General features: G+C 67.7%; 13 protein-coding genes. 7 read left to right on the top strand and 6 right to left on the bottom strand.

Features of this window, described 5'->3' with window-relative positions:
• The first annotated feature begins 51 nt into the window (after nucleotides 1-51).
• The 3 genes from EV645_RS03400 to rsrA all read left to right on the top strand — a co-directional run bounded on the left by EV645_RS03400 (nucleotide 52) and on the right by rsrA (nucleotide 1,763).
• Nucleotides 52-693 carry an alpha/beta hydrolase family protein gene (locus EV645_RS03400; RefSeq protein ID WP_130439638.1) on the top strand — a complete coding sequence of 214 codons (642 nt, stop codon included), beginning with the start codon at nucleotides 52-54 and terminating at the stop codon, nucleotides 691-693.
• Nucleotides 694-804: 111 nt separating this feature from the next.
• Nucleotides 805-1,488, top strand: a complete 684-nt coding sequence (locus EV645_RS03395; protein WP_130439636.1) for a sigma-70 family RNA polymerase sigma factor — start codon at nucleotides 805-807, stop codon at nucleotides 1,486-1,488.
• On the top strand, nucleotides 1,485-1,763 hold the full coding sequence (rsrA, locus tag EV645_RS03390) for a mycothiol system anti-sigma-R factor (RefSeq protein WP_130439634.1): 279 nt from the start codon (nucleotides 1,485-1,487) through the stop codon (nucleotides 1,761-1,763). The genes EV645_RS03395 and rsrA overlap by 4 nt, the downstream gene beginning before the upstream one ends.
• A gap of 10 nt (nucleotides 1,764-1,773) precedes the next feature.
• Here rsrA and EV645_RS03385 read toward each other — a convergent pair whose 3' ends face one another.
• Both EV645_RS03385 and EV645_RS43335 read right to left on the bottom strand, forming a co-directional pair.
• Complete coding sequence (locus EV645_RS03385; protein WP_130439632.1) at nucleotides 1,774-4,245, bottom strand: helix-turn-helix domain-containing protein; 2,472 nt, start codon at nucleotides 4,243-4,245, stop codon at nucleotides 1,774-1,776.
• Nucleotides 4,246-4,523: 278 nt separating this feature from the next.
• Nucleotides 4,524-4,598: a 50S ribosomal protein bL37 gene (locus tag EV645_RS43335; RefSeq protein ID WP_369759046.1), complete on the bottom strand. Its 75-nt coding sequence runs from the start codon at nucleotides 4,596-4,598 to the stop codon at nucleotides 4,524-4,526.
• 266 nt (nucleotides 4,599-4,864) lie between these two features.
• Here EV645_RS43335 and EV645_RS03380 point away from each other — a divergent pair, with 266 nt between their 5' ends.
• Together EV645_RS03380 and EV645_RS03375 are read left to right on the top strand one after the other, a co-directional pair.
• Nucleotides 4,865-6,220 carry an HD-GYP domain-containing protein gene (locus EV645_RS03380; protein ID WP_130439630.1) on the top strand — a complete coding sequence of 452 codons (1,356 nt, stop codon included), beginning with the start codon at nucleotides 4,865-4,867 and terminating at the stop codon, nucleotides 6,218-6,220.
• On the top strand, nucleotides 6,217-7,497 hold the full coding sequence (locus tag EV645_RS03375) for an HD-GYP domain-containing protein (RefSeq protein WP_130439629.1): 1,281 nt from the start codon (nucleotides 6,217-6,219) through the stop codon (nucleotides 7,495-7,497). Before EV645_RS03380 ends, EV645_RS03375 begins: the two co-directional genes overlap by 4 nt.
• On the opposite strand, the gene EV645_RS03370 is transcribed toward EV645_RS03375, so the two are convergent.
• The 3 genes from EV645_RS03370 to EV645_RS03360 all read right to left on the bottom strand — a co-directional run bounded on the left by EV645_RS03370 (nucleotide 7,459) and on the right by EV645_RS03360 (nucleotide 10,149).
• On the bottom strand, nucleotides 7,459-8,097 hold the full coding sequence (locus tag EV645_RS03370; protein WP_242000182.1) for a DUF5317 domain-containing protein: 639 nt from the start codon (nucleotides 8,095-8,097) through the stop codon (nucleotides 7,459-7,461). The genes EV645_RS03375 and EV645_RS03370 overlap by 39 nt on opposite strands.
• Nucleotides 8,098-8,212: 115 nt before the next feature.
• Nucleotides 8,213-9,868 carry a monocarboxylate uptake permease MctP gene (gene mctP / locus EV645_RS03365; RefSeq protein WP_242000181.1) on the bottom strand — a complete coding sequence of 552 codons (1,656 nt, stop codon included), beginning with the start codon at nucleotides 9,866-9,868 and terminating at the stop codon, nucleotides 8,213-8,215.
• Entirely contained in the window at nucleotides 9,865-10,149 is a 285-nt protein-coding gene (locus tag EV645_RS03360; protein ID WP_130439628.1) for a DUF3311 domain-containing protein, read from the bottom strand. Before EV645_RS03360 ends, mctP begins: the two co-directional genes overlap by 4 nt.
• A gap of 80 nt (nucleotides 10,150-10,229) precedes the next feature.
• On the opposite strand from EV645_RS03360, the gene EV645_RS03355 reads away from it, so the two are divergent.
• A complete protein-coding gene (locus EV645_RS03355) occupies nucleotides 10,230-11,201 on the top strand; it encodes an endonuclease/exonuclease/phosphatase family protein (protein WP_130439626.1) in 972 nt (323 codons plus the stop codon).
• Here EV645_RS03355 and EV645_RS03350 read toward each other — a convergent pair.
• Complete coding sequence (locus EV645_RS03350; RefSeq protein WP_130439624.1) at nucleotides 11,188-12,093, bottom strand: DUF2785 domain-containing protein; 906 nt, start codon at nucleotides 12,091-12,093, stop codon at nucleotides 11,188-11,190. The two genes, EV645_RS03355 and EV645_RS03350, sit on opposite strands and share 14 nt — an antisense overlap.
• Nucleotides 12,094-12,199: 106 nt before the next feature.
• On the opposite strand from EV645_RS03350, the gene EV645_RS03345 reads away from it, so the two are divergent.
• Nucleotides 12,200-13,678, top strand: coding sequence for a sensor histidine kinase (locus tag EV645_RS03345; RefSeq protein ID WP_130439622.1), 1,479 nt, complete (start codon nucleotides 12,200-12,202; stop codon nucleotides 13,676-13,678).
• The last annotated feature ends 2 nt before the right edge of the window (nucleotides 13,679-13,680 follow it).

Below are 13,680 nucleotides of genomic sequence, written 5' to 3'. Positions count from 1 at the left end.
TCTGAGCTGTCCTGAGTTTCCTGTCCACCGAATCCGGTCGCTGATGACAGGATGGGGCGGGTGACCGACGAACGCATTGTGGGGACGCCGCACGGGGAGGCCCGGATCGTCGCGTACCGGGCCCGCCGGCCGGTGGCGACGTTGGCCCTCGGTCATGGCGCCGGGGCCGGGATCGAGTCGGGTGACCTGGCCGCGCTGGCCGGCCGGCTGCCGAAGCAGGACATGAACGTGTTCCTGATCGAGCAGCCGTGGCGTCGCGCCGGCCGCAAGCTCGCGCCTGCGCCGAAGGTGCTCGACGAGGCCTGGATCGCGATCATCGGCCAGCTGCGGGTGCGTACGCCGCTGGTGATCGGCGGCCGGAGCGCGGGCGCCCGGGTGGCCTGTCGTACGGCGAGCAGCTTGGGCGCTTCCGGCGTACTCGCGATGTCGTTCCCGCTGCATGCGCCGGGCAAGCCGGAGAAGTCGCGAGTCGACGAGCTGCACCAGGCCGGGCTGCCGACGCTCGTCGTCCAGGGGGAGCGGGATCCGTTCGGTACGCCGGAAGAGTTCCCGCCGCTGACCGAGATGGCTGTCGTGCCGGACGCGGACCACTCGTTCAAGGTGCCGAAGCGGGCGGAGCTGGACCAGCAGGAGACCTACGACCTGCTGGTGGAGGCCGTGTTCGAGTGGGTCACACGCGAGGTGTCCGGATAACGGTCGGCGGCCGGGAATGACCCCGCTGCCGGGCGCGTTGTGATGAACATGATGGCGACGAGAGTGGCTCCGGAGCGGAGTACTGGGAAGTCACCGGTATTCTCGATCACGATGCCGACTCCCACCACGACCGAGACACCCGAGCAGCGCACCGCGCGGTTCGAACGCGAAGCGCTGCCGTTCCTGGACCAGATGTACGCCGCGGCGATGCGGATGACACGTAATCCGTCCGACGCCGAGGACCTGGTGCAGGACACCTTCGCCAAGGCGTACAGCTCGTTCCACCAGTTCACGCCGGGTACCAACCTGAAGGCGTGGCTGTACCGGATCCTGACCAATACCTTCATCAACGGTTACCGGAAGCGGCAGCGTCAGCCGACGCAGTCGCCGACCGAGGAGATCGAGGACTGGCAGCTCACCGCTGCCGAGTCGCACACTCCCGGTGGGCTGAAGTCGGCCGAAGCGGTCGCTCTCGAGCACCTGCCCGATTCCGACATCAAGTCGGCCCTGCAGTCGATCCCGGAGGACTTCCGGCTGGCTGTGTACCTGGCCGATGTCGAGGGCTTTGCCTACAAGGAAATCGCCGAGATCATGGGCACTCCGGTCGGCACCGTCATGTCGCGGTTGCACCGCGGCCGGCGCCAGCTGCGTGACCTGCTGGGCGATTACGCACGGGATCGCGGCCTGATCCCGGCGGACGACGAGAGTACGGACGCTTCCGCCCCGGACGACAGCACCGACGCGACCGCGTCGGTGTCCAGCACCGGCGGAGATGCGGAGAAGGAGGAGTCGTGAGCTGCGGCGAGCACCACGACGTCGACTGCGGAGAGATCCTGCAGCGGGTCTATGTCTTCATCGACAACGAACTCGAGGACGCCAGTTCCGACGAGATCCGGCAGCACCTCGAAGAGTGCGCCCCCTGCCTGGACGAATACGACCTGGAACGCTGCGTCAAGAAACTGGTCCACCGCTCCTGCGGCTCCGACCACGCCCCCGACGCCCTCCGCCAGAAAATCCTCCTCCGCCTGACCCAAATCCAGGTAGAAACCACCATCACCACCACCGACTGACGCCGCCCGGTCAGATCGAGTAGGTCGTGAAGTGGTAGTCGACGCTTTCGCCGCGGTCGAGTTTCTCGAGTAGCTGACGCGCGTCCGCGAAGTAAACCGCGGACGCATTCCGCAGCAGTCGCAATGCGGTGTTCAACTGCTCGGTGGCGTCACTCCGCCGGCCGATTGACGCATTGATTCTGGCCAGTTCGATGTACAGCCGTCCTTCACGCTCCGGGTCGTCGGCGGTCCGCGCTGTGCGCAGACCGGAGTCGATGTGGCCGACGGCAGTGTCGTACAGCCCCTGGGCGGCATACGCGAGCGCGAGCAGATGGTGGCTCTCGGCCTGGAAGGTCGCATCGCCGGCCCGCACCATCACGTCCAGTGCCTGCAACGCCATCTCCACGGCGTCCGCGTACCGACCGACCTGCAGGTGGGCGAAGCCGGCATTCACGTAGCGCTTGAACATCGCTCGGGTGTCATTCGCCTGCGTCGCAAGGGCAATGCCCTCGGCGAACGCCGCGTCCGCACGCTCGAAGTCGCCGACGCGGTCGTACAGCCCACCGATCGCGGTCAGTGAGACACCCTCCAGCGTCTTGTCCTGGATCGTGCGGCTCAGCGTCAGAGCTGCCCGGGCATACTCCAAGGCCTCGTCGATCCGGCTTTCCAGGCCGAGCAGGTACGCCAGGGACGAGCAACATCGTGCTTGCCCGAAGAGATCGTCGATGGCCCGGAACATCTCGAGAGCGACCAGAATGCGTGCGATTGCGGCACGCGGGTCGCCGTTCTCCGCATCGGGAATGGCACTGTCGTGCTGCAGCCAGGCGGCCGTCGCCGGACGATTGTGGCGTTGTGCGAGCTCGATCGCCCCGGCGCCCAGGTCGCGCATCTCCTGCCAGCGCCGTCGTGATTCGTGATACCCGAAGAACGCGAGCGCGGTCTCTGCGAGCAGTACGTCGTCTGCCAGGCTCGACTGCTGTGCCTGCCGGACGCGGTCCAGCAGATTCCGCTGTTCTGCGTCGAGCCAACGCAGGCTCGCCTCCCGGCCGCTGAAGGTCGGGAGCAGCGCGCTGGTACCGACGGTTGCCAATGGCAACCGAGGGCTGGTCGGATGGGTGAGCGCGTGGCAGACCCAGCCGGCCTGGGTGTAGAACCGGACCACTCGCGCCAGGGCCCGGTCACGCTCGGCCTGGGCCAACGTCAGGTCGGCAACCTCCCGGCCGTACGCGCGGATCAGGTCGTGGAAGCGGTAGCGCGAGGGGGCAACGGACTCCAGCAGGTTCAGGTCGGCAAGACGCTCGACGATCGCATCCGCCCGGCGGCGTGGAAGCTCGAGCAGCGCCGCCACGACCTCCGTCGTCAGGTCGGAACCGTCCGGCACGGTCAGCGGCGGCAGCGCGGCCGCAGCCTGCCGGTCGAGCTCGCGGTCGCTCGTCTCGAGGAAGCGAACGGAGCTGGCGATGCTGGCGCGGACGCCGGTCTCGTCGGAACCGAGGCTGTCGAGGCGGCGCTCCTCGTCCTGAAGCAGGTCGACGAAGTGCTGGATCGGCCAGGTCGGCCGGGCCGCGAGCCGACCGCCGACCAGCCGGATCGCGAGCGGCAGGCGCCCGGAGTACTCCGAGAGGATGCGGGTCGCGTCCGGCTCCGATGCCACCCGGGTCGGACCGATGACACCGGCCAGCAGCTCGACCGACTCCGACTCCGACAGAGCGTCGAGCAGGATCTGTCTGGCGCCTGGCAGATTCACCAAGGAGCCCCGACTGGTGATGATGGCGGCCGCTCCAGCACTGCCGGGCAGCAAGGGCAGGACCTGCGCGACATCTGCGGCGTTGTCGAGCAGCATCAGCACCCGCCGGCCGGCGAGCTGGGATCGCAGCACGGCTGCCGCCTCGTCAACGTCGTCAGGTATTGACGTGACATCGAAGCCGAGCGAGCGCAGCAGGTGACGCTGGCCGTCGCCCGGGCTCATCGGTGCTCCCGGGCCGTAACCCCGCAGGTTCAGGTAGAGCTGGCCGCCGGGGTAGCTGTCGGCCAACTGGTGCGCGGCGTGGACCGCGAGCGTGGTCTTCCCGATACCGCCCATGCCGGTCACCGTGACCAGCCCGACGGCTGCGGCGGGATCCCTCAGCACCGACAGGATCGCGTCGACCTGGGCGGCCCGGCCGGTGAAGTCGCGAGCCGCCGGAGGTAGTTGCCATGGCGTCAGAACCTGGTCGGCCGCGGGCGGCGACTCCTTCGGCGGATCGTCACGATGCTTGCCGATCTTGCCCTTGCCGCGGGCAACGGTGAGGAACTGCTCGGCCTCGGCCGCCGTGAGATCAAGCGCTTTGGTGAGAGCGCGGATCGTGTCGATCCGGGGGCGGCTGCGGGTGCCGCGTTCGAGAACGCTGATGGCCTGTTCGCTGAGGCCGGCCTGCTCGGCGAGAGCAGCCTGGGTGAGGCCCGCGCGCGCACGGAAGGTACGGAGGAGCTCGCTCAGCGTCGGCATCGCAGCGTCGCTCATCGTCGCGCCCTCCTCGGATCCAGCCCGATATCGGTCAGTACCGGAAACTTCCCGGCCCCAACTCTAGGGGGATCCGCCGACGGCCGTTTGCCGTTGTCCACAGGGGGTCGGAGTCCGTCGCCGAAATCCAACGACTGTTTGAAAGATAGCATTCGGTACGCAACTGGAGACTCTCCGAATACAGGACCTCTTTTAAAGGTGGTCTGCTGTAAAGCTGTGACCAAATCGCAAAGACCCCGGATTTCTCCGAGGTCCTCGCTGTCTGTAGCCGCCTGCGTTCAGGCGTTCGGGCGCTTGCCGTGGTTTGCGCCCTTCTTCTTGCGTGCACGGCGCTTCCGGCCGGTCTTACCCATTCCTAAGCCTCCTTGAAACAACTGCAAAGAGTCACAGTCTCTCATACCACGCTAGCTACTGTTGAGTCGGCGGCGGGTCACGGTTGGGCTTACAGTGTTTCGGCGCAGCCGTTATGAGCAAAAATTCAGACGAGTCAGCGATGTGCTGTCTGCCCCCCTACGCCTCGCAATCCAACTGGGCGTAAGACTGCGACCGCTGATCGGAGGTGACGTATGATGACCGGCGACGCCTGGGACTGGTGATCCTTCTGCCATGGAGGGCATGAATGGCATTGAGCCCTCGGAGAAGGATCCTGCCGATTGCTGTCGCGGCCACCGCGGTGGCCGCTCTTGCCTCTCTGGTGCTGGCCCTCGGCCAGACCGAAGAACCCCTGCTGGTAGCCGGCTTCTGCCTGCTCGCTCTGGTTGCCAGCGCCTTACGGTCCGTACACACCGAGCGCCCTGTTGAGCTCGTCTCAGTTGTGCTGGCTGCCGTCTATGTCGTGGTAGGTCCCGCGGCTGCCGTCGTGGTCGCGGCCGTGGGATCGTTGGCCCAAGCTCGGGCGCCGCTGATCAAACGAGTCTTCAACAGTGCCCAGCGCATCCTGTCCGCAGCGGCTGCCGCGGTCGTCTACGCGGCGCTGGACGGCCCGGTCGGCGAGGAGGTTTTCCACCGGGTTCCGGACGCGATCATCGCGGTCACTGCCGCGACGTTCGCCTTGCTCCTGGTCAACGCGCTGTTGCTCACGATGATCCTCGGGCTCGAGCGCGGCCACCATGCTGTTGCCGAGTTCCTCCGCCATGTCGTCCGGACGACCGCCGTCCCGCTGCTCGGGTACGGCCTGCTCGGCCTGTCGATGGCCGTGATCTGGCTGGGCGGTCTCAACATCTTCGCGGCCTTCCTGATCCTCGGCCCCTTGGTCGTGGCCAGGTGGGCCTTGTCCCAGTACGCCGCTGAGCGCCGCGCGCAGTCCGCGGCGCTGCGTGCGTTCATCCAGCTGATCGAGGTGAAGGACCTCTACACCCGAGGCCACTCGGAGCGGGTCAGTGAAGGCGTCGGCCTGCTCGGTCGGCAGTTGGGGCTCAGCGAGGACCGCCAGAGCGCGCTGGAGCACGCCGGGCTGTTGCATGATGTCGGCAAGGTGGGCGTTCCGACCAGCATCATCCAGAAACCCGGCCGGCTGGACGATTCCGAGATGGACGCGATCAGGCTCCATCCCGCGCGGGGTGTCGAGCTGATCGGCAACATCCCGTTCCTCGAGGAAGTGAAGTCCGCCGTCCTGCACCATCACGAGAAGTACGACGGCAGTGGGTATCCGGCCGGCCTCAGCGGGGTGAACATTCCGTACTTCGCCCGGATCATCGGCATCGTCGACGCGTTCGACTGCCTGACCTCGACGCGCTCGTACCGTCCCGCGCGCGGGGTGGAGGAGACGCTGGCGATCCTGGAACAGGACAAGTACTCGCACTTCGACCCACACCTCGTCGACGCCTTCGTCAAGGTGATCCGGTCCGACGGCTGGCAGGCCGCCGAGGCTGTCCAGCCGGCGCCGGATGCCTCGGTCCAGTTCAGCATCGATCACGACGACCTGAGCCTCGGAAACGGCGGCGGCGCGTCCGGATCTGCGGCAGGCCCGGGATGACGGCTACGGCCGAGGCCGACCGGTTCACGACCCGCAACCTGGGCAGCGGTGTCGTCATTCTCGCGGCCGGTGCGGCGGTCGGAATCGCAGCCCTCCTGATGACCGTTCGTCACGGTGTTTCCGAGTGGTCCTTCGCGATCACGTTCGGTGCCCTGATCGCGATCGGTGAGATGGTGCAGTTCAACGTCTACGGCAACCGGAACCGGGCGCCGATCGCCACCAGCGCCGCGCTCGGGTACGCGATGCTCCGCGGGCCGGCGCTGACACCGCCGGACATCGCCCAGATCATCACCGTGGTGGGCATCGCGACGATGATCGGGGTCGGTCCGCGTGCGGTCGCCGGTCTCCGCTGGGACGTCGTCGTCTCGTGCCGGCGGGTGCTGTCCGTCGCCTGCGCAGCCGTCGTCTTCTCCGCACTCATTCCGCAGAGCGAGAGCTGGAACGGCTCCTGGCGGCAGTCGATGCCGATCATCCTCGCGATGTTCCTCGGTGTGCTCGCGGCGGGGCTGACCGATGCCTTGATCGGCGCGGGGCAGGCGACGGAGCGTTACAACCGGCCGTTCCCCGCCGGGCTCCGGGACGAACTCGTCATCCTCGGCCAGATCGGTATGGCGATGGGGATCGGCGGTGTCCTGCTGGCGGCGGGCACCTCGCTGGTCGGGTTGTGGGGACCGCCGCTGGTCGTCGTGCCGTTGTTGTTGACGCAGTTTGCGTTTCGGCGGTTTGCTTCGGCGCAGCGGACGTATCGGACGACGGTGCGGTCGATGGCGCGGAGTACGGAGATTGCCGGGTTCAGCAGTCCGGGGCAGAACGCGCGGACGGCGACGTTGGCGGTGGCTGTGGGCAACGATCTGGGGCTGACGCCGGCGCGGATGGAGGCGTTGGAGTATGCGGCGTTGCTGTCCGGGGTGGGGCAGTTGGCGTTGGCGGATCCCAGTCCGGGTGGGGCCTCGTTGCTGAGGACGCGGGAGGAGCGGCAGCGGGCCGCGGAGATCGGGGCTTCGGTGATCGAGCGGTCGGGGGTGCTGGATCATGTTGCGGAGATCGTCAGGCACTCCAACGATCCGTACCGGCAGGGCCGCGCGAACAACGCGGACATCCCGGTCGAGAGCGGGATCGTGAACGTTGCGCTGGCCTACGAGCAGCTGGTGGGGGAAGGGTCGGGGCAGTCGCCGGACAAGGCGATGGAATCGATCGGGCTGGGCATCGGCGCGGAGTACGACCCGGTCGTGGTCGAGTCACTCAGGCGCGTGATCGGGCGCGGCTTCCGCTTCTGAGCAGGCCTCGGGCGACAGCCGGAGCAGCGCGGGGGTTCCGGCGCAGGGTTCCAGCTCGTCCCAGACCGGAGCGCTTGTCGCGGGCACCCGCCCCGCGGCGCCCATCCCGGCGTACAGCAGGAGGCCGGCGCCGGCGGCGATCAGTACGTCGCCTGGGCTGACAGCCTGACCGAGCCCGGGAAGCGCCACTGGTACGACGTCTCCGAGCCAGGGCAAGCGGGTCGCGGCGTCGGACAACTCGTGCCGCGGATCGGTGACGACGGCGGAGCCCACGCCCGCGCGTGAGAGCGCCGCGAGGGACACCGGCATCGCGCCGTTCAACGCGACGACAAGAGCGTTGCTGAAGAAACCCAACGCCAGCAGGCCGACGCCGGGATGGCGCACATTGAGCCGCAGGAAGACCGCGATGCAGACCGCGGAGCCGATCAGCCCGACCGGATAGACCGTGCCTCCGAAGGCCGAGCCGAGCAGTTGCCCGATCGCGGCGGCGGCCAGCCAGTGCACGCCGGTCAAGGTGTTGTTCGCAAGCCGTCCGAAGCCGCCGCCGGTCGCGAGCGCCGCCCCGGCGGCGAGCACCATGACGAGGAGGACCAGCAGCACGTGTGCGATTCTGCCGAACCCGCGGCCCGAAACCGGGCAAGCTGACCCCGCAGCGTGTCGATTTAACTTCAAAAGGTGATGGCGGCCCCGTGGGGCCGCCATCAACGGAAACTGATCAGGACTTGGCGGTTGCCGCTCCGCCGTCGTCGAGGATCTCCGGCAGGTCCTGCACGCCCGGGTCGCCACGGTCGGCGAGGTAGTCCGTCGGGTGCGTGGTGTCCTGGCCGTCCGGCACCTTCAGCGCCCGGAACAGGAACGTCAGCACGATCACGATGAGCACGTTCAGCACGAACGCGGTCAGCGCGATGTACGCCGGGGTGTTGGTGAACGGGATGTTCGCCAGCGATCCGCCGAAGTGCTTCTTGGTCGCCGGGTTCACCACGTTGTACGCCGAGATCGTGCCGAACACCATCGCCACCGCCCAGCCGGTCAGCAACGCGTACCGGTGGAACCAGCGCGTGTACAGGCCGACCACGATCGCCGGGAAGGTCTGCAGGATCCAGATACCGCCGAGGAGCTGCAGGTTCAGCGCGATCGTCTTGTCCATCGCGAGCACGAACACCAGCGCGCCGACCTTCACCAGCAGCGACGCGAGCTTGGAGACCTTGGCCTCCTCGGCCGGTGTCGCCGACGGCTTGATGAAGGCGCGGTAGATGTTGCGGGTGAACAGGTTCGCCGCCGCGATCGACATGATCGCCGCCGGCACCAGCGCACCGACCGCGATCGCCGCGAACGCGATCCCGGCGAACCACGACGGGAACTCCTGGTCGAACAGCCGCGGGATCGCCAGCTGCGGGTTGGCCAGGCCGTCCAGGCCCTTCACGTTCACGTTCGCCTTGATCGCCATGAAGCCGAGCAGGGCGAGCAGACCCAGCAGCAACGAGTACGCCGGGAGGATCGCCGCGTTCCGCCGTACGACGTTGCGGGTCTTCGTCGACAGCACCGCGGTCACCGAGTGCGGGTACATGAACAATGCCATCGCGGAACCCAGACCCAGCGTCCAGTAGGACACGTAGCCTGCGTTGCCCGGGATGAACGACCCGGTCGGCTTGCCCGTGGCCGGGTTCGTCTTGGCCATCTTCTCCTGGGCCGCACCGAAGATCGAGTCCCAGCCGCCGAGCACGTGCGGCAGGTAGAAGATCGCGACCAGGATCACCACGTAGATCAGGAAGTCCTTGACGAACGCGATCATCGCCGGCGCCCGCAGCCCGGACGAGTAGGTGTACGCCGCGAGTACGGCGAACGCGATCAGCAGCGGGAGGTCCTTGGCCAGCGTGTTGTTGCCGCCGAGACCCATCGTCTCGAAGACCGCCTGCATACCGACGAGCTGCAGCGCGATGTACGGCATCAGCGCGAGGATGCCGGTGACTGCCACCGCCAGCGAGAGCGCCTTGCTGCCGTACCGGCCGCTGACGAAGTCGGCCGGCGTCACGTACCCGTGGCGGTGCGAGACCGACCACAACCGGGCCATGAAGACGAACACGATCGGATACGCGACGATCGTGTACGGCACGGCGAAGAAGCCGCTGATCGCACCGGTCGCATACATCGCCGCAGGCACCGCGATGAACGTGTACGCCGTGTACAGGTCGCCGCCCAGCAGGAACCAGGTGACGAACGTACCGAAGTTCCGGCCGCCCAGACCCCACTCGTCGAGGTTGTCCAGATGACCGGCGCTGCGCCAGCGGGACGCCATGAAGCCCATCACCGTGACGCCGCCGAAGATGACGACGACGATGATCAGCTGCACCCAGTCGACACTCGTGTTCACTGGCCGGCCTCCTTGGTGTCAGCGTCAGGTGCGTCAGGGTCACCAAGTCCCTGCGCGGCCCGGCGCCGGCGTTCCTCGGCGCGGAGCAGGCGGTAGCTGATGCTGACGAGGATCGCGGACAGGAAGACCCACATCAGCTGGTACCAGTAGAAGAACGGGAAACCCCACAGGTGGGGATCCGTCTTGGCGTACGTCGGCACGAGCAGCGGTACGACGACCGCCACAACCAGCAGCACACCGGAGATCCAGTACGCGGGTCTGACCGCGGACAATCGAGACACTGCAAACCTCCTCGGGACACAGGCGCAACGCAGCACGCTACCGTTCGATGACAGTCGGTACTAGACCTTCAGGTTGGTGCATGGATAACGAAAAGGCATGGTTCGTACGGCGCGTCGTGCTGTCCGTACTGTTCCTCGTCATCGTTGCCGTGCCGCTGTATCCGGAACTGTTCGGGTTGGACGAGGTCACCCCGTTCACCCAGCTGGCGGCGTTCCGTCCGCAAGGACTGGTCGTGGTACTGGTGCTCGCGCTCTTGATGCTGATACGCCGCGGCTGGCGCATCGCCGCCGTACTCGTCGCCTCGCTCGCACTGATCGGCGGCGCCCTGGTCGTCCCGCGCCAGTTCTCCCACGCAAGGCCCGCTCCGGCCGGCGCCCGGGTGCTGACGATCATGGTCGCGAACGTGCTCGGCGGCGGAGCCCGCGCCGCGGACGTCGCCCAGGTGATCCGGGACCGCAAACCGGACCTGGTTTCGTTGCCGGAGGCACAGGTCGACGTCCGCGAGGAGATCCGGGCGCAGCTGCAGGACCAGCAGTACAAGGGCTACACGGCCCAGCCGAGCAAGGCGGTCGAGAGTGCGACCAGTGTGCTCGTGTCGTCCGCGCTCGGGAACGTGTCGTTCGCGTCCGAGGCCGGGACGACCTTCGGAAACATCATCGTGACCGGCGGGACCCTCGGTGCGATCCGCCTGATCGCGTACCACGGCTTCCCGCCGCTGACCGACTCTGTGACCACCTGGAAGAGCGACCTGCTGCACGTACGCCGGTGGTGCACCGAGGACCCGCCGACGATAGTTGCAGGGGACTTCAACGCGACCCTCGACCATGAGGACTTCCGGAACGCCCTGGGCGGCTACTGCCGTAGCGTCGGACCGACCGTCGGCGGTGGTCTGCAGGGCACGTGGCCGGCCGACCAGCCGGCGCTACTGCGGACGCAGATCGATCACGTCGTGGTGACGCGGCGGTTCGAGCCCGGCCGGTTCACGACGTACCCGATCCAGGGGACGGACCACCGGGCCGTGGTCGCGACGGCCGCGCTCAAGACGGATTAGTGGCCGGGCGGTAGATGTAGGGCTGCGAGGCCTGGACGGCTTCGGTCAGCATCAGCAGCAGGTCGGCGCGAGCCTCGATCGGGCGGCCGAAGAGCTCGTCGTCACCAGGGATCGGGAACCCCTTCACGCCGATCGCGAGCTGGCTCAGCAGGACGTGCAGGACGCCGCGGGCATTGAAGACCGCCGGCATCGGCCACTCCGGCAGCGTCTCGTGCATCAACGGCTGCTGGCCGGCGGTCGCCGCGATCGGCTTCAGCCAGCGCTCGAGCTCGTCGCTGCTCAGCATGTTCCGGTGCAGGATCGTCATCACCGCGTGCGCGACCCGGTCGTGCTCCTCGTGCACCCAGCGGTACGGCGTGTCCTTGACGATCCGGTCCGCGAGTACGTCGAGCAAGGCCCGCAGTACGCCGGCGTCGCAGTGCCGGGACCGGGCCAGCGCGCCGATCGCGTCGGCGCCGTGGGCAACGGCGTGCGCCCAGCCGCAGTCCTTGACGTATCCGCGCAGGTCGCGCTCGCGCAGCAGCCAGGTCGCCAGCCGGTCGCCCCAGCGCATCACGACCTCGTCGTGGACGAGGAACTCGGCGTTGTCGCGGTGGATGACCTCCGCCAGCGTCAGCGCGGTGAACGAGCGGCGGAACACGCTGTCGGTGCCGTCCTCGCCGAGCCCGTAGTTCAGTCCGGCACAGAGGCCGTCGCCGAACCCGGGCAGCAGGTCGTCGTACACCCCCCGCTCGAGCCAGGTGGCGAGCGTCGGGTAGGCGAGGGCGTCACGGACCTGTGGGTTGGTGCTGGCCAGCCCGCGGACAAGCTCCTCGGTGAGCTCGGTCAGCGTACGGTCGTGCGGTACCGCGTAGTCCGCGGCCATCACGTCCTGCCAGTACGTCGACTCCACCCGAGCATCCTTTCATCTGTGCTGAATCAACTAACACCTGTCTACACCAACTTGTCGAGCGGACCACTCCGCGTGGTGGTATAAGTCCGTCGGTAGCATCGAGCTTGTGCCGTCTTTGACCGACGTGGCCCGAAACCACACCACCCTGGACTCCGCCGACCTGGATCGGCTGCAGCTGCTGATCTCCGACTGGCAGATGCTGGCCGACCTGTCGTTCGCCGATCTCGTGCTCTGGCTGCCGGACACCGAGGGACTCGGGTTCTGGGCCGGGGCCCAGATGCGCCCGACGACCGGCCCGACGGCGTACCTCGACGACATCGTCGGCAGCTTCATCCCGCGCGGCCGCCGGCACCTGCTCGACCAGGCGTACGACGGCGGCCGGATCTGCCGCGAGGGCGATCCCGAGTGGCGCGACGACGTCCCCGTGCGGGTCGAGACGATCCCGGTCCGGCGCGGCACCCGGGTGATCGCGGTGATCGCGCGCAACACCAACCTGCTCGGCGTCCGCACGCCGTCGCGGCTGGAGATCGCCTACCTGCAGAGCGCGACCGACCTGGCCCGGATGATCACCGACGGCATCTTCCCGTACGGCGGCGAGCGGCTGCTCTCCACCACGCCACGCGTCGGCGACGGCTGCATCCGGGTCGATCGGCACGGCATGGTGACGTTCGCGAGCCCGAACGCGTTGTCGGCGTACCGGCGGATGGGGCTCGTCACCGACCTGGTCGGCAGCCGGCTGAAGGACGTCACCGCGGAGTTGCTGCATTCCGGACACAAGGTCGACGACGTACTCGCGTCGGTGGTCACCGGGCGTGCGGCCAAGGAGATCGAGATCGAGAACTCCGACGCGACGCTCTTCCTCCGGGCGATCCCGCTGCGGGCCGACGGCGCGCATGTCGGAGCGCTGATCCTGCTCCGCGACGTCACGGAGCTGCGGAGCCGGGAGCGGGAGCTGGTCACCAAGGAGGCGACCATCCGGGAGATTCATCATCGCGTCAAGAACAACTTGCAGACGGTCGCCGCGTTACTCCGGATGCAGGCCAGAAGGATCACCGTGCCGGAAGGACAGGCCGCGCTGGCCGAAGCGGTACGCCGGGTCGGGTCGATCGCGATCGTCCACGAGACCCTGTCGGAGTCGTTCGACGAGCACGTGGACTTCGACGACGTGGCGGACCGGGTCGGCGCGATGGTCGCGGATGTGGCCACGGTCTCGACCGTGGTGGAGACGCGACGAAGCGGGACGTTCGGCGTACTGGACTCCGAAGTGGCCACTCCGCTGGCGATGGTGCTGACCGAACTGATGCAGAACTCGGTCGAGCACGCCTTCGGCGCCCGGGACGGGGGAGAGGCCAGCGGCCGGATCGAGCTCACCGCCGAGCGGTCGGTCGGACGTCTGCACATCAACGTCATCGACGACGGCAAAGGGTTGCCGACGAACTTCGACTCCGAGCTGTCCGGCAACCTCGGCCTGTCCATCGTCCGCACCCTCGTCATCGGGGAGCTGGACGGGACGCTCGAGTTCGGCAACCGCCACGACGGAAAACCCGGCACGCAGGTCATCCTGGACATCCCCGTGAAGGATTAGGC

The sequence above is a fragment of the Kribbella rubisoli genome (assembly GCF_004217145.1).
Lineage (GTDB): Bacteria > Actinomycetota > Actinomycetes > Propionibacteriales > Kribbellaceae > Kribbella > Kribbella rubisoli.
Note: the sequence above shows the minus strand (reverse complement) of the source record. Positions and strands in the feature narration are given on the sequence as shown.